This window comes from Allobosea sp. 05T422_2, assembly GCF_056396265.1.
The window spans coordinates 1-21,049 of the sequence record NZ_JBFTLD010000099.1 but is presented as its reverse complement, the minus strand read 5'-3'; the positions used below and the strand labels follow the sequence as shown (position 1 = coordinate 21,049).

19 protein-coding genes are annotated in these 21,049 nt (G+C 65.2%); 8 read left to right on the top strand and 11 right to left on the bottom strand.

Annotation, left to right across the window (positions count from 1 at the left end):
• Positions 1–105: 105 nt before the first annotated feature.
• Positions 106–450, bottom strand: coding sequence for a DUF952 domain-containing protein (locus AC1DJT_RS18095; RefSeq protein ID WP_441490141.1), 345 nt, complete (start codon positions 448–450; stop codon positions 106–108).
• Between the two features lie 168 nt (positions 451–618).
• On the opposite strand from AC1DJT_RS18095, the gene AC1DJT_RS18090 reads away from it, so the two are divergent.
• Positions 619–1,248, top strand: coding sequence for a S24 family peptidase (locus AC1DJT_RS18090; RefSeq protein WP_441506025.1), 630 nt, complete (start codon positions 619–621; stop codon positions 1,246–1,248).
• 5 nt (positions 1,249–1,253) lie between these two features.
• Here AC1DJT_RS18090 and AC1DJT_RS18085 read toward each other — a convergent pair whose 3' ends face one another.
• From AC1DJT_RS18085 to AC1DJT_RS18070, 4 genes are all read right to left on the bottom strand, one after another.
• A complete protein-coding gene (locus AC1DJT_RS18085; RefSeq protein ID WP_441490139.1) occupies positions 1,254–2,705 on the bottom strand; it encodes a sensor histidine kinase in 1,452 nt (483 codons plus the stop codon).
• Between the two features lie 9 nt (positions 2,706–2,714).
• On the bottom strand, positions 2,715–4,175 hold the full coding sequence (locus tag AC1DJT_RS18080; RefSeq protein WP_476834578.1) for a dihydrolipoyl dehydrogenase family protein: 1,461 nt from the start codon (positions 4,173–4,175) through the stop codon (positions 2,715–2,717).
• 157 nt (positions 4,176–4,332) lie between these two features.
• Positions 4,333–6,660, bottom strand: a complete 2,328-nt coding sequence (locus AC1DJT_RS18075; protein WP_476834577.1) for a putative bifunctional diguanylate cyclase/phosphodiesterase — start codon at positions 6,658–6,660, stop codon at positions 4,333–4,335.
• 150 nt (positions 6,661–6,810) lie between these two features.
• Complete coding sequence (locus tag AC1DJT_RS18070) at positions 6,811–7,773, bottom strand: enoyl-CoA hydratase-related protein (protein WP_476834576.1); 963 nt, start codon at positions 7,771–7,773, stop codon at positions 6,811–6,813.
• A 738-nt stretch (positions 7,774–8,511) separates the two neighbouring features.
• Between AC1DJT_RS18070 and murA the strand changes: the two genes are divergently transcribed.
• From murA to AC1DJT_RS18035, 7 genes are all read left to right on the top strand, one after another.
• Positions 8,512–9,801 (top strand): UDP-N-acetylglucosamine 1-carboxyvinyltransferase, encoded by a 1,290-nt coding sequence (murA, locus tag AC1DJT_RS18065; RefSeq protein ID WP_476834575.1) that lies wholly within the window; start codon positions 8,512–8,514, stop codon positions 9,799–9,801.
• 31 nt (positions 9,802–9,832) lie between these two features.
• Positions 9,833–10,279 (top strand): DUF2948 family protein, encoded by a 447-nt coding sequence (locus AC1DJT_RS18060; RefSeq protein WP_069877660.1) that lies wholly within the window; start codon positions 9,833–9,835, stop codon positions 10,277–10,279.
• 27 nt (positions 10,280–10,306) lie between these two features.
• The gene (gene hisD, locus AC1DJT_RS18055) at positions 10,307–11,599 is read left to right on the top strand and encodes a histidinol dehydrogenase (RefSeq protein WP_476834574.1); all 1,293 of its coding nucleotides are present in this window, start codon (positions 10,307–10,309) and stop codon (positions 11,597–11,599) included.
• Between the two features lie 29 nt (positions 11,600–11,628).
• Complete coding sequence (locus AC1DJT_RS18050; RefSeq protein WP_441506029.1) at positions 11,629–12,102, top strand: UPF0262 family protein; 474 nt, start codon at positions 11,629–11,631, stop codon at positions 12,100–12,102.
• A gap of 47 nt (positions 12,103–12,149) precedes the next feature.
• On the top strand, positions 12,150–12,554 hold the full coding sequence (locus AC1DJT_RS18045; RefSeq protein WP_441490133.1) for an arsenate reductase/protein-tyrosine-phosphatase family protein: 405 nt from the start codon (positions 12,150–12,152) through the stop codon (positions 12,552–12,554).
• Positions 12,555–12,620: 66 nt separating this feature from the next.
• Positions 12,621–13,061 (top strand): hypothetical protein, encoded by a 441-nt coding sequence (locus AC1DJT_RS18040; protein WP_441506030.1) that lies wholly within the window; start codon positions 12,621–12,623, stop codon positions 13,059–13,061.
• Positions 13,058–14,515 (top strand): methyl-accepting chemotaxis protein, encoded by a 1,458-nt coding sequence (locus tag AC1DJT_RS18035; protein WP_476834573.1) that lies wholly within the window; start codon positions 13,058–13,060, stop codon positions 14,513–14,515. The genes AC1DJT_RS18040 and AC1DJT_RS18035 overlap by 4 nt, the downstream gene beginning before the upstream one ends.
• A 15-nt stretch (positions 14,516–14,530) precedes the next feature.
• On the opposite strand, the gene AC1DJT_RS18030 is transcribed toward AC1DJT_RS18035, so the two are convergent.
• The 6 genes from AC1DJT_RS18030 to AC1DJT_RS18005 all read right to left on the bottom strand — a co-directional run.
• Positions 14,531–15,748, bottom strand: a complete 1,218-nt coding sequence (locus tag AC1DJT_RS18030; RefSeq protein ID WP_476834572.1) for a phosphopentomutase — start codon at positions 15,746–15,748, stop codon at positions 14,531–14,533.
• A 1-nt stretch (position 15,749) separates the two neighbouring features.
• Positions 15,750–17,378 (bottom strand): ABC transporter ATP-binding protein, encoded by a 1,629-nt coding sequence (locus AC1DJT_RS18025; protein WP_476834571.1) that lies wholly within the window; start codon positions 17,376–17,378, stop codon positions 15,750–15,752.
• Positions 17,375–18,544 (bottom strand): ABC transporter permease, encoded by a 1,170-nt coding sequence (locus tag AC1DJT_RS18020; RefSeq protein WP_476834570.1) that lies wholly within the window; start codon positions 18,542–18,544, stop codon positions 17,375–17,377. The genes AC1DJT_RS18025 and AC1DJT_RS18020 overlap by 4 nt, the downstream gene beginning before the upstream one ends.
• Position 18,545: 1 nt before the next feature.
• A complete protein-coding gene (locus AC1DJT_RS18015) occupies positions 18,546–19,637 on the bottom strand; it encodes a microcin C ABC transporter permease YejB (protein ID WP_476834569.1) in 1,092 nt (363 codons plus the stop codon).
• Positions 19,638–19,641: 4 nt separating this feature from the next.
• Positions 19,642–20,043, bottom strand: coding sequence for a DUF4260 domain-containing protein (locus AC1DJT_RS18010; protein WP_441506035.1), 402 nt, complete (start codon positions 20,041–20,043; stop codon positions 19,642–19,644).
• 2 nt (positions 20,044–20,045) lie between these two features.
• Positions 20,046–21,049: ABC transporter substrate-binding protein (locus AC1DJT_RS18005; protein ID WP_476834568.1), on the bottom strand; the 1,004-nt coding region annotated here is incomplete at its 5' end.

Genomic DNA, 21,049 nt, shown 5'->3' with positions numbered 1-21,049 from the left:
GCTTCAACGCCGGTGCGGCCGCCAGTGCGGCAACCGTCAGGCGATGCGCCATCTCGGCATCCAGCTTGTGGATCAGGGGCCGGGCGAGGTTGAAGAGGCTGCCGATCACGAAATGTCCTCCGGAATGACGGGGCTGCCATTCGTCCCCGTGGCGAGCGGCGCAATCCAGCGCACGATCTTGGGGGCGAGGGCCGAATAGAGATGCGGGAAGAGCGCGCCGCCGCGCGAGGGTTCGTAGCGCAGCGCCGAGCCGAGTGCCGTATCGTCCACGGCGATCAGCAGGAGGCCACTCTGACCGGCGAAGTGCTTTTCTGCCGTTTCGCGAAGCTGTCCGCCTGTGGAGAAATGGATGTAGCCGTCGGCGAGATCGATGGCAGCGCCGTTGAATGACCCGGCGAGCTCAGCGTCACGCCAGAGCTGTTCGGGGCAGATCTTGTAGATGAGGGGCACGGGACGTCTCGTTGGTTCGGCGTTGTACACGCCATAGCGGGTGCAACCGGCTCCGGGCAAATCATCCCGGACCCGTTCATCGGAAATCAGATTGAGGTCTCATCGAGTAGGGGATATTTCCTATCCTTGTCCTGCTCTCCCGGCACATCAGGATCAGAGGCCTGTCCGATGCTGTCCCATAACCAGATCTGGAGCGCGATCGATGCACTGGCCCAGCGCTACGGCTTCACGCCGTCGGGGCTGGCGCGCAGGGCCGGCCTCGACGCCACGACCTTCAACCGCTCCAAGCGCATCGGCCCGGATGGCCGCGAGCGCTGGCCCTCGACCGAGTCGATCGCCAAGATCCTGGGGGCTACTGGCGCTTCGCTCGACGAGTTCATGAGCGTGGTGATGCACCGCGCCGCGGCGCCCGCGCCCACCATTCCCCTGCTCGGTTTCGCACAGGCGGGGTTGGGTGGATTCTTCGATGGCAGCGGCCTGCCCGCCGGCTCCGGCTGGGAGGAGGTCGCGTCTCCCGGCCTGTCCGACGAGAAAGCCTATGCGCTTGAGATCGCCGGCGATTCGATGCTGCCGATCTACCGCGATGGCGACATCATCATCGTTTCTCCGGCGGCTGCCGTGAGGCGAGGCGACCGGGTCGTGGTCATGACCATTGAAGGCGAGGTGCTGGCGAGGCAGCTCAAGCGCGAAACTGCCAGGACCGTCGAACTCGCCTCGCTCAATCCCGAGCAGCCCGACCGGGTGCTCGCATCATCCGAGATCGCCTTCATGGCGCGGGTGATCTGGGCGAGCCAGTAGGGCCCTCAGTTCCCGCCTCTGATCGGCAGCGCCACCTTGAAGACGGCTCCGATCTTCGAGGGTTCGAGCGCGATCGAGCCGCCATGCAGGCGGACGAGTTCCGCCGCGATAGCGAGGCCCAGCCCGGTGCCGCCGGGATTGACCGAGCCGCGAAAGGCCTGGAACAGATTGGCCTTTGCCCGTTCCGGAACGCCGGGACCATTGTCGCAGACGCGCAGAACGACCTCATGAAGCTCGCGCGCCGCACTGATGGTCAGGGTCGGCTGGCGGCCGGCTTCGGCGCCCGCACGGGTCAGCGCCTCGACGGCATTGCGCATGAGATTGAGCAGGACGCGCGCCATCTGGTCGGGGTCGCAGGGCAGGATGAGTTCCGCCGGAACCTCGTTGGCGAAGCTMACGGTCGGGCTTTCCGCGAGGCCGAGCAGTTCGCCCGCATCGGCCACAAGCTGCCGAAGCGCGACCTCGCGCAGGGTCGGCGTCGCCTCGGCGGCGCGGCCATAGGCCAGCGTCGCCTGGCAGAAGGCGATGGCGCGGTCGAGCGTGGCGATCAGGCGCGGCGCAAAGCGCCTGATCTTCGGGTCCCGCGTTTCGGTCAGCCGGTCCGACATCAACTGGGCCGCAGCCAGCATATTGCGCAGGTCGTGGTTGACCTTGCTGACCGCCAGGCCGAGTTCGGCGAGGTGCTTCTTGGTGCGCAGCTCGTCCGCCAGCGTCATCTGCATGCGTGCGAGCGCCCGTTCGGCCTCGCCGATCTCGTCCGCGCGCTGGCTCGGCGTGATGATCCGGTGCGGGTTCTCCGGGTCGGCCTCGAACTCCATGACATTGGCGGCGACCTGGCGGATCGGGCCGACGATGAGCCAGTTCAGGGCAAGATAGACCAGTCCCGCCGTCAGCCCCGAGATCAGCAGCGACAACAGCAGAATATTGGCTGAGAACACCAGCATCGCGCGGCGCAGCGGCGCCTCGTCGATGATCAGTTCGACGAAGTCGGCGCCGCCGACCGCCTCGCCGATGACCCGGATCGGCGTGTCATGGGCAGGCGTAATCAGAGTGTCGAGAGTCTCGATGATGGAGGTGAGCCAGCCCATCTGGCGCAGATCCACGGTTCGCGCCACTTCGGGTGGCATGGAATCGAGGCTGAGAAGGCGCCGCGCACCCCCGACACGGGCGGCGATGGCGCGTGCGCCGACGCCCATCAACAGGCGGCTCTCGCTGCCTTCAGGCAGGCCCTCCGGCGGAGCGCCTTCAAGAACCAGCACGGCGATCTGTGCGGCTGCGAGGCGGTCATTCAGCCAGTTGCGCCGGAAATTCGCGACGGACGGCAAGTAGATCAGCACTTCCGCCAGCATCACGAAAAGCACGGTCAGCAGCAGCAGCTTTGCGGAAAGGCCGAGCCGCGTCAGGCTGCGTGGTACGCTGACGGAAAGCGACTGCTTGTCGAGGCGTGGCGACTCCATGCGGCGAGCTTATCCGAAGCGGCGCAGGAAGCCGATAAGCCGTCGAATGCCCGGCCGGGACGCAAGCGGAGAGTAGACCGAGAGGGCAGCCCGCTTCGAGAGTTCCGAGAAGGTCGAAGAAGGGAGGACCAGCCCGGCCATATCCTTGACGTTCAGCCCCTTCTCGATCGCCAGGCACCAGGGCGCGATCAGCTCGCCGGCCTTGGCACCAATGATGGTGGCGCCGAGAACGCGGCCCTTGCCGTCGGTGATGAGCTTGACGAAGCCCTCCGTCTGCCGTTCGGCCTGCGCCTTGTCGCTTTCGGCGTAGGGCCAGCGCAGGATCCGGATGTCCCGCGCCGCCCTGTGGGCCTGCTCCTCCGACAGGCCGATGCTGGCAAGCTCAGGCTCGCAGGAGGTCACTCTTGGTAGCGCCGCTGCGTCCGTCTTCACCGGCAGGCGGAACAGGATATTGCGGAGAACCAGGCTCGCCTGGTGGCTCGCTGCATGAGCAAGGTGAGCGCCGTGTCGGTTTCCACTGGCGCAGCCGCCAATGGCGAAGACACGCCGGTTGGCCGTCCGCAGGCCCTTGTTGACGACAATGCCGCCGGCATCGCTGGCAATGCCTGCAAGTTCGAGATCGAGCGCGGCGATCGCCGGCTGCCGGTTACTCGTGACCAGCAGGTGCGTGCCCTCCAGGGGCAGTTCCGCTTCACTCTTCGTCCCGGCCAGGACGAGGCGCACGCGATTGCGCGGGGTTTCGACACGCAGGATCGTGGCCCGTTCGTGCAGCGCGATCCCGTCACGCAGCAGAGCGCGGCGGATCAGCATCACGGMCTCCGGGTCCTCGTCGGCAAGCAGGTCTTCGGATCCAACGATCGTGACGCTGCTGCAGAGGCGGTGCATCGCCTGCGCGAGTTCAACCCCTTCCGAGCCGCATCCGAGCACGATCAGACGTTCCGGGCGGCGGTTCAGGGTGAGAACGGATGCCACTGTCAGGACAGGGGTCTTGTCCAGGCCGGGAATTGACGGAGCCGCCGGGCGCGAGCCCGTTGCGATGACGAAGCGCCTTGCCCTGATTTCCCGATCGCCGACCTGTACGGTGTTGCGGTCGCGAAACCGGGCCTCGCCGTTGATCACGGTGACGCCCAATGCCGCCAGGCGCTCGGCCGTTTCGTTGGGGGMCAGTGCCGCGACGACGCCGGCGATATGCGCCTGCACCTTGACGAAATCCATATCCAGCGCACCGGCAGCGATGCCGAAATGGCCGGCGTCCTGGAGCAGTCTCGCCCGTGTGCTGGCGGCGATCAGCGCGTTCGAGATGACAGCGTCCTTGCCCCCCCCCAGGCGGTCGCGCTCCACCAGCACGACCGATACGCCAAAGAGTGCCGCTGCTGTCGCAAGGGAAAGTCCGGCGGCGCCGCCTCCGATAACGCAGATGTCGGGGGTCAGCGGCGTCGTATTGGATGCCGTCGCCGGACTGCCGGTCACATCGCCTCTCCCTGATCTGCCTTCCGCTACCTGCTGATGCGTTGTCAGAGTGCAGGAATCAAGGCCGGCGCGCCGGAAGTACTGGAGCAGCGCGCCGTTGGACAGGCATTGTCGCGGTGGGATCGGTATCGCGYGTGCGGCGTCTCAGCGACATTCCTCAGGCGACGTGACGTCCCCTGTCGGGCGAGAAGGCGGATACCGGCTCCGGCCGGCCGAAGAGATAGCCCTGTGCCCGGTGCGCGCCGAGCAACTGCACTGCGATACGCTGGTGTTCGGTTTCGATGCCTTCGACGACGACATTCATCGAAAGGCGTCGAGCGAGCTGGCAGACGGCCTCGATGATGGCTTTCGACGCCTCATTGGCGTGCACGTCGCGGCTGAAGCTCTGGTCGATCTTCACCTGGGCGAAGGGGTAGGTCGAGAGATAGGCAAGCGAGGAATAGCCGGTGCCGAAATCGTCGAGTGCGAATTTCACACCGAGCGCGCGCAGTTCGTGAATGGCGGCGAGCGTGCCCTTGTTATCCTCGATCAGCAGGGATTCGGTCACCTCGAGCGTCAGCCGATGGGAGCCGAGCCCGGACGCGATGAGCGCTTCCTTGACGGTCTCGACGATCCGGCGGGGTTCACGGAACTGCAGCGGCGAGATGTTGACGGAGACGCCGACGTCGTTAGGCCAGGAGGCCGCGTCATGGCAGGCCTGCCTGATGGCCCAGTCGCCCATGGCGGCGATCAGGCCGGAACTCTCCGCGATCGGGATGAAGATGCCAGGCGGGATCATTCCGCGGGTGGGGTGCCGCCAGCGCATCAGCGCCTCGCGGTTCACGACATCCTGCGTCTTCAGATCGATGATGGCCTGATAGTACAGTTCGAGCGACTTGTTCTCGCAAGCCCGGCGCAGATCCACCTCTATCTCGTGCCGATCGAGCATCTCCTCGGCCATCGCCGGATTGAAGAAGGTCAGGGTGTTGCGGCCGGCGGCCTTGGCCTTATAGAGCGCGGTGTCAGCGTGGCGCAGCAGATCGGCCGGCGTCGCGGCATCGAGCGGCGCCATCGCGATACCGACGCTGGCGGTCACGTAGACGGTCTTGGTCTCAAGCAGGAAGGCCTTGGCCATCGCATCGATCATGCGTTGGGCGATCGTGGTGACGATGGCGAGATTGGCCGAGGGCAAGATCAGAACGAACTCGTCACCGCCGAAGCGGGCCAGCAGGTCGCCACCGCGAATGACACCGCGCAGGCGCATAGCCGTTTCGGAGAGGACGCGATCGCCGATATCGTGGCCAAGGCTGTCATTGACCTGCTTGAAACCGTCGAGATCGACATAGAGCAGCGCGAAGGCTTCTCCGGTCCGCTCCAGCTTGCGGAAGGACTCGGACAGCTGGTTGTTGAATTCGAAGCGGTTTGCGAGACCGGTCAACTCGTCGAAGCGAGCCATCCGCTCGATCCGTGCTTCCGTCGCCTTCCTCTCGGTCGCATCCTCGGTCAGCATCAGCACACCGCCTTCGGCCGCAGGCGCGATGGTGACCACCAGCAGCCGGCCGCCACGGGTCTGCAATTCGCGGGTGACCGCCTGTTGCGACTGCTGAACCTCGCTGAGCGCGCTTCTGATGTCGCGAACCTGGTCGGCGCTGATGACCTGGCGCTCGATCAGGAAACGGGCGATCGCCGTCAAGGGCGTGCCGGGGAGGGCGAGCGTCTCGGGGATGCCGAAGAGCGTGCGATGCGGTGCGTTGCAGATCGCGAGCTTGAGGCTGCGATCGTACATGGCGAGGCCATGGATCATCGTGTTGAGCGCGGCGTCGAGCGTCAGGTTCTGGGAATGCAGCGCAGATGCCAACCCTCTTGACTGCTTGGTCGCTTCGCTGAGCGCGAGGAGATTCCGGTGCAGGGAATTGGTGATGGCGATGTTGGCGGCCACGTACAGGAACGCGAAATAGCCGATATAGTGATAGTAATCGTTGGAGGCCTGGACGAGGCCGATGGCCATCGGCACGCAGAAGGTCAGGAGCTGTACGGCGACGAATTTCGGCCGGCCGGCGTTGCGCGAGACATAGCCCGAGGCCAGCGCGATGGTCGAGGCGACCGAAGTGATATGGGCGGCGGGGTCCTCGGTCTGCGTCAGTGCGATGTAGCAGCTGTAGCCAAGGACTGCGCTGAAAACCGTTGCGCCGAGGAAGTATTCGCGATCCCAGCGCCGTGTCTCGGCAAAGCTGTCATCCGAATGATCGCGCCTGCGATAGCTGATGACGGTCATGATCCGGAGCGCGACGACCAGAGTCACCAGCGCCGTCAGGGTCATGAAAATGCTGGCGCCCGTCGCGAGCCAGCACAGATAGGGGGTCAGGATACCAGCGATGCCGCCCGGAATGATCGAGCCGGGCGAGGAGAACAGCGAGCTGACCAGCAAACGATAGTCCGGCAGGTCGAAATCCTCGCGGACGTCGCCCGGTCTGTCGCTGAGAAGCCCTTTGAAAACACCCGCCATCCAGTCCCGCCTTGCAAGGCTTCAGGCGCGCGACACGAGCTTTTCACGAGCCCGAGTTCGCGCCGGATAAACCCTTTAAGCGGAACAGGTAAATGTTTCGTGAGGGGGGCTGCAACCGCCTTGCGTCTCCGCGAAGGCGCCTTTGCAGGATCAGAGGGCCGCTGCGCTGGACAGGACCGGGCTCGCCGGCCGCTGGTAGACGCGGGTCAGCATACGGTCCTGCGTCTGCGCGATGCGCTGCAGCTTCGAGATGGCGCTCGGGTTGAGGCGCAGCATGCAATCCGTCCAGATATCGCCAAGATGCTCCAGTTCCTCGCGCAGGTCGCCGGCCCGACGATTGAACGCGGAGAACAGCGCGGTCTTGGCCGCGTGCACCGGCAGGGAGTCGCTGGCATATTTGCGGATCCAGTCTTCGCCGGTGCCGGTCGGCACGACCGCTTCCAGTGCACCGGCCGCCATGAATTCGGCGGCGCTCATCTCCTCGCCGGAGAGCAGCAGGCGCTCCGCTGCACGCGAGCCCATGCGGCGTGACAACACCGCCACTGCCGTGATCGGGAAGTGGTTGAACTTGATCTCGGGGTAGACGAACGAGGCCTGCTCCTCGGCGATCATGACATTGCAGGAGCGCGGCGCATCGATGCCGCCACYGATCGCCTTGGCGTGAATGGTCGAGAGCGTGATCACCAGGCCGTTGAGACCGCTGGCGTTCCAGACCGCGCCCTCGATCGAGAGGCGCGCATATTCCGCCAGGGCGGCGCGGTCATTCTTGGCGAGGCAGTCGAGATAGAAATCGAGATCGCCGCCGAGGGTGAAGAAGGGGCCGGTCCCGCGGAAGGCGAGGAAGCGCACCGGTGCGCCGTGATACTGATCCGGCGCTCCCCAGAGAGCATAGATCGCCTTCTGGATCTTGCCGAGGCTGTCAAGCAGCTGGAGYGTGAAGACCGGCTTCAGCTCCGGCTTGATCGTCACCCACAGCGTCTTGATCTCGGCCTCGTAGGCCAACTGCACCTCGGGCAGGAAACCCGCCTTGTGCCGCAACGCGTCGATGACCTCGCAACATTCCAGAGCGACGGCGGGCACCGAATGGGTCTGTGAAGCGAAGGCCTGGAACATGCCGCAAATCCCGTCAGGTCAGACAATTTGGAACGCCTCCGCAGGGTAGAAGAAGTTAATGAACTGTAAACGATAACCGGCAGAAATGGTTAATTTCATTAAACTTTGTCGTCTAAGTTGTACTGCTGGAGAGCCTGTCTCAATGCGATGTCRCTGGCCTTTGAGGCGGCGCGCCGAGCCGGCAAGGCAAGCCGTGTGCCGCTGGGGAAGAGCGCACGAAACGCGCGGCGCAGGCGAATGCCGGCCGAGCGCAAGAGACGGAAAATGCAGGCGGTTTCAGCGTGCAGCCGAGCGGCGGCCGCGGCGGCTGGAGGTCCTGAGGGCTAGCTGCAAACGCGAACCCCAAAGGGTCGGCGCCTCGCTGCGGCACAGTTTCGTCTCAGCTTGGCGAGCGAGGGACCGCTGATTGACGTGCCGCCGCTTTGGAAACTTGTCCAACGGGCGTTGCAGAGCTAACCATGCGCCGCGATTTCGCCGCGATCCCAGCGTTGAACCGCGTAAGCCGAGTTTGATCCCTTGAGTCGCCAACCAACCGCAGACGACGAAAAGAGGGCGCGCCTTGCCGCAGCCCTGCGCGAGAACCTGAAGCGCCGCAAGGCGCAGGCGCGCGCTCGTCGGGCGGATGAAGCGGAGCGGGAAGACGAAGCCTTGCCTGCCCAGGCCGAGACTCCCCGGTCCTGATCCCGCCCTCAATCGCGCCGCGCGGCCGATAGCCGCGACCTCCAGCAGGACATCCAGATGGACCGTATCCGCATTACCGGTGGCCAGCGCCTCAATGGCACGATCCCGATCTCGGGCGCGAAGAATGCCGCGTTGCCGCTGATGATCGCGAGCCTCCTCACGGATGAGACGCTGACTCTGGTCAATGTCCCGCGACTGTCGGACGTGACTGCGCTGTCGCGCATCCTCTCGAACCACGGCGTCGACCGTTCCATCGCTGGCAAGCGCATCGGTCAGTCGGCGGAGACGGGCCAGACCATCGCGCTGACCGCACGCCAGATCGTCGACACCTGCGCGCCGTATGAACTGGTCTCGACCATGCGCGCGAGCTTCTGGGTCATTGCTCCGATCCTGGCCCGGATGGGCGAAGCGAAGGTCTCCCTGCCCGGCGGCTGTGCGATCGGTACGCGGCCGGTCGACCTCCTGCTGATGGCGCTGGAACGGCTCGGCGCGGAAATCAGCATCGAGAATGGCTATGCGCTGGCGCGCGCGCCGAAGGGCTTGAAGGGCGCCGAGATCGTCTTCCCGAAGGTGACGGTCGGGGGCACCCATACGGCCCTGATGGCTGCGGTTCTCGCAGACGGCACGACAGTGATCGAGAACGCGGCGCGTGAGCCCGAGGTCACGGACCTCGCCGCGTGCCTTATCAAGATGGGCGCCAAGATCGAGGGCKCCGGCACCTCGCAGATCGTGGTCAAGGGGGTCTCGCGGCTCGGGGGCGCGCACCATGCTGTCCTGCCGGACCGGATCGAGACCGGCACCTATGCGATGGCTGTCGCGATGACCGGAGGCGACGTGCTGCTCGAAGGCGCGCGGGCCGATCTGCTGCAATCGGCGCTCGATATCCTGGTCAAGGCTGGCGTCGATATCAGCGAGACCAATGAAGGCATCCGCGTGCGCCGCAACGGCGGGGCACTGGAGGCCGTCGATGTGGACACCGACCCGTTCCCGGGCTTCCCGACCGATCTGCAGGCGCAGTTCATGGCGCTGATGACGCGGGCCAAGGRCACCTCGCGCATTCGCGAGACGATCTTCGAGAACCGCTTCATGCACGTCCAGGAACTCGTCCGCCTCGGCGCGAAGATCCGGCTGGATGGTGACGTCGCCTATGTCGAGGGTGTCGGCAAGCTCACCGGTGCGCCGGTCATGGCAACCGATCTGCGTGCATCGGTCTCGCTCGTCATTGGTGGCCTCGCGGCCGAGGGCGACACGATGATCAACCGGGTCTACCATCTCGATCGCGGTTTCGAGGCGCTGGAAGCCAAGCTGACGCGCTGTGGCGCAGAGGTCGAGCGGATCAGCGGTTGACGCCGAACCGTCCGCTCGCCAGAACAGGTCGATGTCGGACGATACCGCAGACCCACTGAAGCTGATCGCGCTCGACGCGGAGGATCTCGCGATCATCTCCGCACATTTGCAGGATGCTGTCCTGCGCGTCGGCGATGTCGCCTATCTGCCAGCGCAGAAGCGCTTCGCGCTGGCCGCGCGACGCTTCGACTGGGAAGGCGTGCCGCATGGCCAGAAGCGCAGGCGCCTTGCCGCCCTGCATTTCGAACGAGTCGTTCACGCCAAGAGCACGAAGGTTGACCCGACGGCGACAGGAGCCGTTCTCAATCTCCTCGCCATCACCTTCACCGAGTCCGAGGCGCCGGCGGGAGAGGTCACGCTGCATTTCTCGGATGGTGCCGCTATCCGCCTGGGCGTCGAGTGCATCGAGGCCCAGATGAAGGACCTGGGCCCGGTCTGGGAGGCAGTCGCCAAGCCCGATCACCCGAATGGCGCCTGACCTCTTCTTTCAGCTTCAGGATTTGCGATGCCGATCAGGCTCGATCAACGAGACGCAGGCTTCGAGCAGGCCTTTGCCGCGCTGCTGACGACCAAGCGCGAGGTGTCCGAGGACGTCGACCGCGTTGCCGCCGACATCATTGCCGATGTTCGCGCCAAGGGGGATGAGGCCGTCATCGCCTGCACCTCCCGTTTCGATAAGCTCGATCTGACCCCTTCGACCCTTCGGGTCAGTGAAGCCGAGATCGATGCGGCCGTCGCGGCCTGCTCCGCCGATCTGCTGGCCGCGCTGGAAACCGCGCGTGCCCGCATCGAGGCCTATCACCTGCGCCTGAAGCCACAGGATTCCTGGACACGCGATGCGCTCGGCGTCGAGAGCGGGTGGCGCTGGAGCGCGATCGAGACGGTCGGGCTCTACGTTCCCGGCGGTACCGCGAGCTATCCCTCGTCCGTGCTGATGAACGCGGTGCCGGCCAGGGTTGCCGGCGTCGAGCGCATCGTCATGGTGGCGCCGACCCCGCGCGGGGAGACGAACCCGCTGGTCCTGGCTGCGGCGCGGCTTGCCGGCGTCCACGAGGTCTACCGGATTGGCGGTGCCCAGGCGGTAGCGGCATTGGCCTATGGMACSSAGTCGATCGCSCCGGTSGCCAAGATCRYCGGMCCSGGCAAYGCCTATGTSGCMGCCGCCAAGCGCCGYGTCTTCGGACMGGTCGGTATCGACATGATCGCCGGCCCCTCCGAGGTTCTGGTGATTGCGGATTCAAGTGCAAATCCGGATTGGGTCGCGGCCGATCTGCTGGCGCAGGCGGAGCATGACGAATCCGCCCAGTCGATCCTGCTCACCAATGATGCAGCGCTCGCAGCCGAGGTCGAGAAGGCGGTGATCAGCCAGTTGGCAGTGCTCCCGCGCGCTGCGATCGCCGGCAAGAGCTGGCAGGATTTCGGCGCCATCCTGCTGGTCGAAGACCTGGAGCGCGCACTCCCGCTGGTCGACCGGCTGGCGCCCGAGCATCTCGAGATCGTCACCGCAGATCCCGACGGCCTGGCAAGGAAGGTTCGCAATGCCGGCGCGATCTTCCTGGGCGGACATACACCGGAGGCGATCGGCGACTATGTCGGCGGTCCCAACCATGTTCTGCCGACCGCCCGCTCCGCCCGTTTCTCCTCGGGGCTCGGTGTCGCCGATTTCATGAAGCGAACCTCGTTGCTGAAATGCGGCGTCGATGGGCTTCGCGCCTTGGCGCCGGCCGCGACGCAACTGGCCGAGGCCGAGGGCTTGCAGGCGCATGGCCGATCCGTGACGATCAGGCTCAATCTCTGAGTCCCGCGCGCCCTGTGTCCGGAGGCTGCATGTCGGAAAGCCAATGCCTGGTCGGTGTGACTTTTGACGAAGCCTCGCTGGGGCGTGGCAGTCCGGATCAGGAACACGAGCGCGCGGTTGCGGTCTATGACCTCGTTGAGCGCAACCATTTCGCGTTGCCTGGGCATGATGGCGGCCCCTATCTCGCCCATCTCGCGCTGGTCGAGCGACGCCTCGTATTCGAGATCAAGGGGGCCGACGGAGCGCCGGTCGTCACGCATCATCTCTCGCTGACGCCGCTGCGGCGTATCATCAAGGACTATGGGCTGGTCTGCGAGAGCTATTACGCCGCCATCCGGGCGTCGACGCCTGCGCAGATCGAGGCGATCGACATGGGCCGGCGCGGGCTGCATGACGAGGCGGCCCACATGCTGGTCGAGCGCCTGGCGAGCAAGGTCGAGATCGACCACGACACGGCGCGTCGCCTGTTCACCTTGATCTATGCCTTGCATTGGAAGGGCTAGGCTCGGTGGAGGGAGCGCCGCCGCGCAAGATCCACAGCGTGCTCTTCATGTGCGCGTATAACGCGGTGCGTTCCCCGATGGCGGAAGCCATGGCGAAGCACTTCTTCGGCAAATCGATCTATGTCCAGTCGGCCGGAGCGAGGAAGGGCGACGTCGATAAGTTCGCGCTGGCCGTGCTCGACGAGATCGGCATCGACGCTCATCGCCACAGGCCAAAATCGATTGAGGATCTCGAGGAGTGGGAGGGGTTGAACTTCGACCTCATCATCTCCCTCTCACCGGAGGCGCATCACAAGGCCCTTGAGTTGACCAGAACGCTCGCCGCTGATGTCGAGTACTGGCCGACGCCGGATCCGACCATCGTCCAGGGCTCGCGTGAGCAGGTGCTCGACGCCTATCGCGACGTACGGGATGGCTTGATGCGGCGGATCAAGCAGCGCCTGCGGGCCTGACGTTACGCCTGGACACGCACGGCCCCACCTGCGCCACGCGTACTTTTAAGTGAAACTTTACGAGTGGTGAGCGACTTCGTCCGGCCCGATATGGCCTGCCGGATAGCGCGGAGAAACCGAGTTCCCATGACGTCCGGATTCCTGAACGAGATTCCGGCCGATCAGGGCCGGGGCGTGTTGTTGCGGGATGCGCTCATCATTGTCATTGCGCTCGTGGCGGTCAGCCTGGCGGCWGCGCTCAGCCTGCCCCGGGGCTCGGATGAAGCAGCGCCATCGCGCGCAATTGTCTTTTCGCCATGGACMTCTGAGCGGGACGCGCTAGCGATGACGATGGCGGCGGGGCATCGCGTCCTGCGCAGCGGGATCGCTCACTTCATCGTCATTACGGCGCCTTCCGTGGACCCGGGCGTCAAACAGGCGAAACCGAAGGGGGCCTTGCTGATGCTGGCGCTTTCGGGGCTGGCCGGGTGCCTTGACGCCCGTTCGTCGGCGGATGCTTCGTCATGATCTGGACCCTGACCGGAGTTCGCGTCGTCGTGGCCCGCTTCCTGCTCGGGCTCGCCTTCCTTCATGTTCCGCTATTGGCGCTGAGCGTCTGGTTCCACGGTGGCGAGGTGCTGCTTGCTGCCTCCTTCGCCTTCGTTCTCGCCGCTGGTGCCCTGCTGCTCTATGCCCGCTTCGGCGTGGCGATCGTCACGCAGCTGGTGATAGCGATAGTGCTGATCGGCCAGGTTTCGATGCTGGTCTACAGCTTCGCCGGCCATCCCTGGCAGCCTGACACGCACATGTATTATTTCGCGGTCCTCGCGCTGTTGGCGGGGTTTTGCGACTGGCGCCCGATCGTGATGGGGGCTGGCCTGACCGCACTTCACCATCTGGCGCTGCAGTACCTGCTTCCGTCAGCCGTGTTCTACCAGGGCGGCAATATCTGGCGCGTGCTCCTGCATGCCGTGATTGTGGTGATCGAGACCGCGTTCCTGGCGGCGCTTGCCATGATCCTTGGGCGGATGTTCGCCATGAACCGCGACAGCCTGCGTCATGCCAATGCGATCGCCGAGCGCGAACGCGCGGCCGGAGAGCGGGAGAGGCACCTCGCCGACGAGCTCGGCCGCCGCAGCGAGACTCTGCGCGAAACCGTTCTGAATTTCCGCCGGCAGATGGAGCAGGCCATGGCGGTTCTAGACCGTGCGGCCGAGGCCATGCAGGGCGAGTCGCGGGCCTTGACCGGCACCTCCGATCAGGCGCGTCACCAGATGGGGCATGTCTCGGAGGCTGCCGAGGCGACGACGCGCAGCATCGACCAGCTTGCGGTTGCCAGCGGGCAACTCGCAGCTTCGATCGGCGAGATCGGCCAGAATGTGTCGCACTCGGCCGACGGCTCCAAGAGCGCAGCCGAGCTTGYCCGGCGCGCCAGCGCGGAAATCGAGGATCTCGCCCGCAGCAGCGAGAATGTCGGTGCGGTCGTCGAGATCATCCGCGGCATCGCAGCGCAAACCAGCATGCTGGCTCTCAACGCCACCATCGAGGCGGCCCGGGCCGGTGAGATGGGACGAGGCTTCGCCGTCGTCGCGAGCGAGGTGAAGACGCTCTCGGCCCAGACCGCCCGTGCAACGGACGAGGTCTCCGGTCAGATCAGCGCGATGCAGGTCGCGTCGCAGCGCTCGTTGAAGGCGATCCGCGATATCGTGACGGCGATGTCCGAGGTCGAGCGTGTGGCGGAGGCGATCGCCGTCTCCGTCCACGAGCAGGACCGGGCGACCATGGAAATCGCCCGGCAGGTCCAGCTCTCCTTCGAGGGAGCAAGGCGCAGTGCCGGCGCGGTCGGCAATTTCGAGACGATGACCGTTCGCACCCATGATGCCGCTGCGCAGTTGCAGGACGCTGCCGATGCGCTGGCGAAGCAGGCGCACAGCATCCGTCAGGAGGTCGCGGCGTTCTGCGGCCGCGTCGCGGCGGCCTGATCGGGCGAGGCTCGGTTACCAGGCCTGGCCGGGTCCGATCTTGCCGATATCGAGCCACTGACCGAGTGTCGCGGCCACATCCGAAAAGCTCCGGCGCCCCCCGATCGCCCGTGCCGGCACCCCTGGCCCGAAGGCGAGGATCGGCACATGCTCGCGCGTGTGGTCCGTGCCCTTCCAGGTCGGGTCGTTGCCATGGTCGGCCGTGATGATGGCAAGATCGCCCGGGCCGAGCTTCGCCTCCAGCCGCGGCAGCATCGCATCGAAGGCTTCCAACGCGGCCGCATAGCCCGGCACGTCGCGGCGATGGCCGTACTCGGTATCGAAATCGACGAGGTTCACGAAGCAGAAGCCGCCATCCGGCAACCGGTCGAGCGCGGCGAGGGCGGCCTCGAACATGGCCGCATTGCCGAACGGCTTGATCTCTTCTCCGGTGGCGCGATGGGCAAAGATGTCGCCGATCTTGCCAATGGTGATGACGCTGCGGCCCAGCGTCGCGAGCCGGTCGAGGATCGTGTCGTTGGGCGGTGGAATGGCGAAGTCCTTCCGGTTCGCCGTCCGGGTGAAGCCGGTTGTCGCGGTGCCGACGAAGGGGCGCRCGATGACGCGCCCGATCCTGAGCGGATCGATCAGGACGCGTACCGTGCGGCAGAGCTCGTAGAGCCGCTCCAGCCCGAAATGCTCCTCATGTGCCGCAATCTGCAGCACGGAATCGACCGAGGTGTAGCAGATCGGCTTGCCCGTCCGGATATGCTCCTCGGCGAGTTCGTCGATGATGACGGTTCCCGAAGCGTGCTTGTTGCCGAGAATGCCCGGCAGCCTGCCGTCGCGAATGATCGCCGCGACCAGATCCTGCGGGAAGGAGTTTTCCAGCTCTGTGAAATAGCCCCATTTGAACGGAACGGGGCAGCCAGCGATCTCCCAATGACCGGAGGGAGTGTCCTTGCCCTGGCTGGTCTCGATGCCATAGCCGTACTGCCCCTGTGGCGCGATCGGCTTGCTGACGCCCGCGAGCGGGCTTCCGGTGGAAGCCTCGCAGGCATGGGCCAGGCCCAGCCGGGCGAGGTTCGGCACCTGCAATGCGCCGTGCCGCAGACCTTCGCGGTCGCCCTTGCCTGCCGCGCAGCTCTCCGCGATATGGCCCAGCGTGTCGGCGCCGGCATCGCCATAGAGATGCGCGTCCTCCGCGCCGCCGCAGCCGACGGAGTCGAGCACGATAAGGATGGCGCGGGTCATCTCAATCCTTCACCGCAGCGCTGCCGACGGGCTCGAGGTTGAGCGCGGCGGCGAGCAGGGCCTGGGTATAGGCCTCGCGCGGATGCGCAAAAATCTCCTCGGCTGGTCCTTCCTCGACGACCTTGCCGTTCTGCATCACCACAACCCGGTGCGACAACGCCCGCACCACTTTGAGGTCATGGCTGATGAAGAGATAGCCGAGCTTGCGGCGGCTCTGCAGTTCGCGCAGGAGCTCGACGATCTGCGCCTGCACCGACATGTCGAGCGCAGAGGTCGGCTCATCCAGCACCACGAATTTCGGGTCGAGGGCCATGGCGCGCGCAATCGCGATACGCTGGCGTTGTCCGCCTGAGAATTCATGCGGGTAGCGATCCATCGCTGCCGGGTCGAGGCCGACATCGCTGAGCGCCCTGGCGACGATCTCGCGGCGGGCTTCGTAGCTCAGCCCCTTGTCCTGGACGGTCAGCCCTTCTTCGACGATGCCGGCGACCGAGAGGCGCGGCGACAGCGAGCCATAGGGATCCTGGAAAACGACCTGGAGATCCTTGCGCTTCGGGCGGACGGCGGCGCTGGTCAACCCGTCGATGCGATCGCCGAGGAAGACGACAGGCCCCTCCGAGGAGATCAGCCGCAGGATGGCGAGGCCCAGCGTCGTCTTGCCTGAGCCGGACTCGCCGACGACGCCGAGCGTMTCGCCTTCCCGCACCTTGATCGAGATGCCATCGACGGCCTTCACATGGCCGGTGGTCCGGCGCAGGAAGCCGGATTTGATCGGAAACCAGATCTTCATCGGCCCGGCCTCGAGCAGCGTCGCGGCGCCTTCGGCGACCGGGGCGGGGCGACCCTTGGGCTCGGCTGCGAGCAGGCGCTGGGTATAGCTGTGCTGCGGCTTGTCGAAAATCTCGGCGACGGGCCCCTGCTCGACGATCCGGCCCTTGAGCATCACGCAGACCCGGTCGGCGATGCGCCGCACGATGCCCAGATCATGGGTGATGAACAGGATCGCCATGCCGAGGCGGTTCTGCAGATCCTTCAGCAAGGACAKGATCTGCGCCTGCACGGTGACGTCGAGCGCAGTGGTCGGCTCATCGGCAATCAGCAGGTCCGGCTCGTTGGCGAGCGCCATGGCGATCATCACGCGCTGGCGCTGACCGCCGGAAAGCTGATGAGGATAGGCGTCGAGCCGGCTCTCGGCATCGCGGATGCCGACCAGGGCCAGCAGCTCCAACGTGCGGGCGCGAGCCGCCGCGCCGCGCAAGCCCTTGTGCAGCTCGAGGATCTCGCCGATCTGCCGCGCAATGGTGTGCAGCGGGTTCAGCGAGGTCATCGGCTCCTGGAACACCATGGTGATGTCGTTGCCGCGCACCTTGCGCATCGCGTTCTCATCGGCCGCGATCAGGTCCTGTCCGTTGAACAGCACCTTGCCGGACGGGTGATGCGCGGCCGGATAGTTCAGCAGCTTCAGAATCGAGAGCGCGGAGACGGATTTGCCCGAGCCGGATTCACCGACGATCGCCAGAGTCTCGCCCTTGGAGACATGAAAGGAAATGCGGTCGACGGCGAGCGTCTCCCTGCCGCCCTGGCGGAAGGCGACGGAAAGATCCTCGACGGAAAGAAGGGGAGCGCTCACGCGAAGGTCTTCCTTGGATCGAAGGCGTCGCGCACCGCTTCGCCGATGAAGATCAGCAGCGACAGCATCAGGGCGATCACGAAAAAGCCGGACAGCCCGAGCCAGGGCGCCTGCAGATTGGCCTTGCCTTGCGCCAGCAGCTCACCGAGCGAGGGCGAGCCGGGCGGCAGGCCGAAACCGAGGAAGTCGAGCGAGGTGAGCGTCGTGATCGAGCCGTTCATGATGAAGGGCAGGAAGGTCAGCGTCGCGACCATGGCGTTCGGCAGCAGATGCTTGACCATGATCTTGGCGTTGGACAGGCCGAGCGCACGCGCCGCCCGGACATATTCGAAATTGCGGGMCCGCAGGAATTCGGCCCGGACCACGCCGACCAGCGCGACCCAGGAGAACAGCAGCAAGATGCCGAGCAGCACGAAGAAGCCGGGCGTGATCACGGCCGCTACGATGATCAGGAGATAGAGCGCGGGGATCGAGGTCCAGATCTCGATGAAGCGCTGGAAGATCAGGTCGGTCCAACCGCCGAAATAGCCCTGCACGGCGCCAGCCGCGATGCCGATCACCGAAGAGATCGTGGAAAGGATCAGGCCGAACAGGATCGAGATGCGGAACCCGTAGATCAGGCGCGCCACGACGTCGCGGCCCTGGTCGTCCGTGCCGAGCCAGTTCCATTCGAGCTCGCGGCAGGTCATGCCGCCGGTTCGCTCGGCGATCGGCCGGCACTGCTCGTCCTTCAGCATCCAGGTCGGTGGCGCAGGAGCGGGAACCGGCAGGTCGAGATTATGCGTGCGGTAGGAGTAGCGGATCGGCGGCCAGATGGCATAGCCATTGGCATCGATCTCCTTGGCGATGACCGGATCGCGATAGTCGGTGGTGGCGAGGAAGCCGCCGAATTTCTCCTCGGGATAGTTCACCACGATCGGGAACAGGAACTCGCCCTTGTAGCGCACGACGAGCGGTCGATCATTGGCGATGAACTCCGCGAAGAGCGAGAGCACGAACAGTGCCAGGAAGATCCAGAGCGACCACCAGCCCCGCCGGTTCGCCTTGAAATTGTTGAGCCGGCGCCGGTTGATCGGCGAGAGTTTGAGCCAGCCCTGGCCCGCCTCGGGCGGTGCAAGCGCCGCACTGCGAGTGCTCGGCGGCAGGTCGATCAGCGTCTCGCTCACCTCAGGCCTCCCGCGTTTCGAAATCGATCCGGGGGTCGACCCATGTGTAGGTCAGGTCGGTGATGAGATGCACGACAAGGCCGATCAGCGAGAAGATGTAGAGATTGGCGAAGACGACCGGATAGTCGCGGTTGACGATGKCCTCGAAGGAGAGGAGCCCGAGGCCGTCGAGCGAGAAAATCGTCTCGATCAGCAGCGATCCGGCGAAGAGCGCATGCACGAATGCGCCGGGAAAGCCGGCGATCACGATCAGCATGGCGTTGCGGAAGACRTGGCCGTAGAGCACGCCGCGTTCGCTGAGCCCCTTCATCCGCGCCGTCAGGACATATTGCTTGCGGATCTCGTCGAGGAAGGAATTCTTGGTCAGCAGCGTCGAGGTCGCGAAGGCGCCCAGCGCCATCGCCGTGACCGGCAGGGCAATGTGCCAGAGATAGTCGGTGGCCTTGCCTATCAAGCTGAGTTCTTGCCAATTCTCGGAATGGAGCCCGCGCAGCGGAAAGATCTGCCAGAACGAGCCGCCGGCGAAGAGCACGATCAGGAGGATCGCGAACAGGAAGCCCGGAATGGCGTAGCCGACAATGACCACGGCGCTGGTCCAGGTGTCGAAGCGCGAACCGTCCTTCACCGCCTTGCGGATGCCAAGCGGGATCGAGATCGCATAGGAGAGCAGCGTCATCCACAGCCCGAGCGAGATCGAGACCGGCAGTTTCTCCTTGATCAGCTGCATTACCGGTGCGTCGCGGAAATAGGACCGGCCGAAATCGAAGCGGATATAGTCCCAGAGCATCTTGCCGAAGCGCTCATGTGCCGGCTTGTCGAAGCCGAATTGCTTCTCCAGCTCCTTGATGAAGGCCGGATCGAGCCCCTGCGCGCCACGATAGGATGAGCTTGCATCGGCGTGCTGTGCTCCGGCATCGCCGCCGGCACTGCCGCCGACACGGTCGGAGGCGTTGCCTCCCTGGCCCTGCAATTGTGCGATCACGCGCTCCACCGGCCCGCCCGGCGCGAACTGCACGAGGACGAAGGAGATCAGCAGGATGCCGAACAATGTCGGCACCATCAGCGCGAGGCGGCGGGCGATATAGGAGAGCATCCGTTCACCCGGCCTTTCGGGAAGGACCAAGCACACCGAGATGGGTGTCGGCAAAGAGCGAGGGGTATTTCAGGCCATAGCCCAGCGCCCGGTCGAACTCGATATGCCCGGCCCAGATCAGCGCGATCACAAGGGCCGTCGGCAGGGCCAGCGAAAGGCCCGCGATTGCCAGCAAGGCCGGACCGATCAGCGAGTGAGCGGCGTTATAGATCGTGGCGCCCAGCCTCGGATTGGCGAGATAGCCGAGCATGCCGAGATCCGGGGCCAGGATCAGTGCAGCAAAGAGCCACCACGATGCGCCGGTGCCGGCAAAGAGCCAGATGCACAGCACGCCGAGCACAAGTCCTTCGAGGCGCAGGAGAACCCTGGGAGTTCCGCTGACCTGGCCTCGGGCTTCCGCTGCCATCCTCACGCCTTCCCGATCCGCTTGGCTTTCTCGGCGTCGAACCACCAGATGGCGGGGGCGCCGGACGTGTATTTCGGCTTGGATGCCGGCCGGTCGAACATGTCCCAGTAAGCCAGCCATTCATTCGGGTTCCACCACATCGGCACCCAATAGCGGCCGGCGCGCAGCAGCCGGTCCAGCGCCTTGGCCGCCACTACGACGTCCTTGTAGCTATCGGCCTGGCCGATCCGATCGATCATCGCGTCGATGGCTGAATCGCTGATGCCGGCGACGTTGCGCGAGCCGCGCGTCTTCGCGGCTTCGGAACCATAGACGATGCGCAGGGAATCGCTGGGAATCGCGCTGCCCGTCAACGCACGACTGACCACGTCGAAATCGAATTCATCGAGTCTTCGCTGGTACTGCGCGGCATCGACGATGCGCGAGGTCGCGTTGATGCCCAGGCGCTTGAGATTGGCCTGGAACGGCTGGGTATGTGGCTGGAGCGAGGCCTGGAAATCGAGGAACTCGATCTCGAAGGGCTTGCCATCGGGCAGCTTCAGCACATTGCCGTCCCGCTTGCAGCCGGCTGCGCGGAACATATCGTCCGCCTTGCGCAGCAGGGCGCGGTCGCTTCCAGAGCCGTCGCTGACCGGCGGGAGATAGACCTCGCCGAAGACTTCGTCCGGCACCTTGCCACGGAAGGGTTCGAGCAGAGCGAGCTCTTCGGGCGAGGGTGTGCCCACAGCCTTGGAATCCGAGTTCTCGAAGAACGAGGTCATGCGGGCAAAGGAGCCGAACATGATGTTCTTGTTGGTCCACTCGAAATCGAAGCAGAGCCCGATCGCCTCGCGGATGCGCGGGTCCTTGAAGGCATCGCGGCGCAGGTTGAAATACCAGCCCTGCGAGCCGGTCGGCTCGGTATTGGGCAGGGATTCCTTCTTGACCTTGCCGTCCTTGATCGCCGGGAAGTCATAGCCGGTCGCCCAGATCCGGGAGGTGAATTCCTCCTGGAAGGTAACGATGC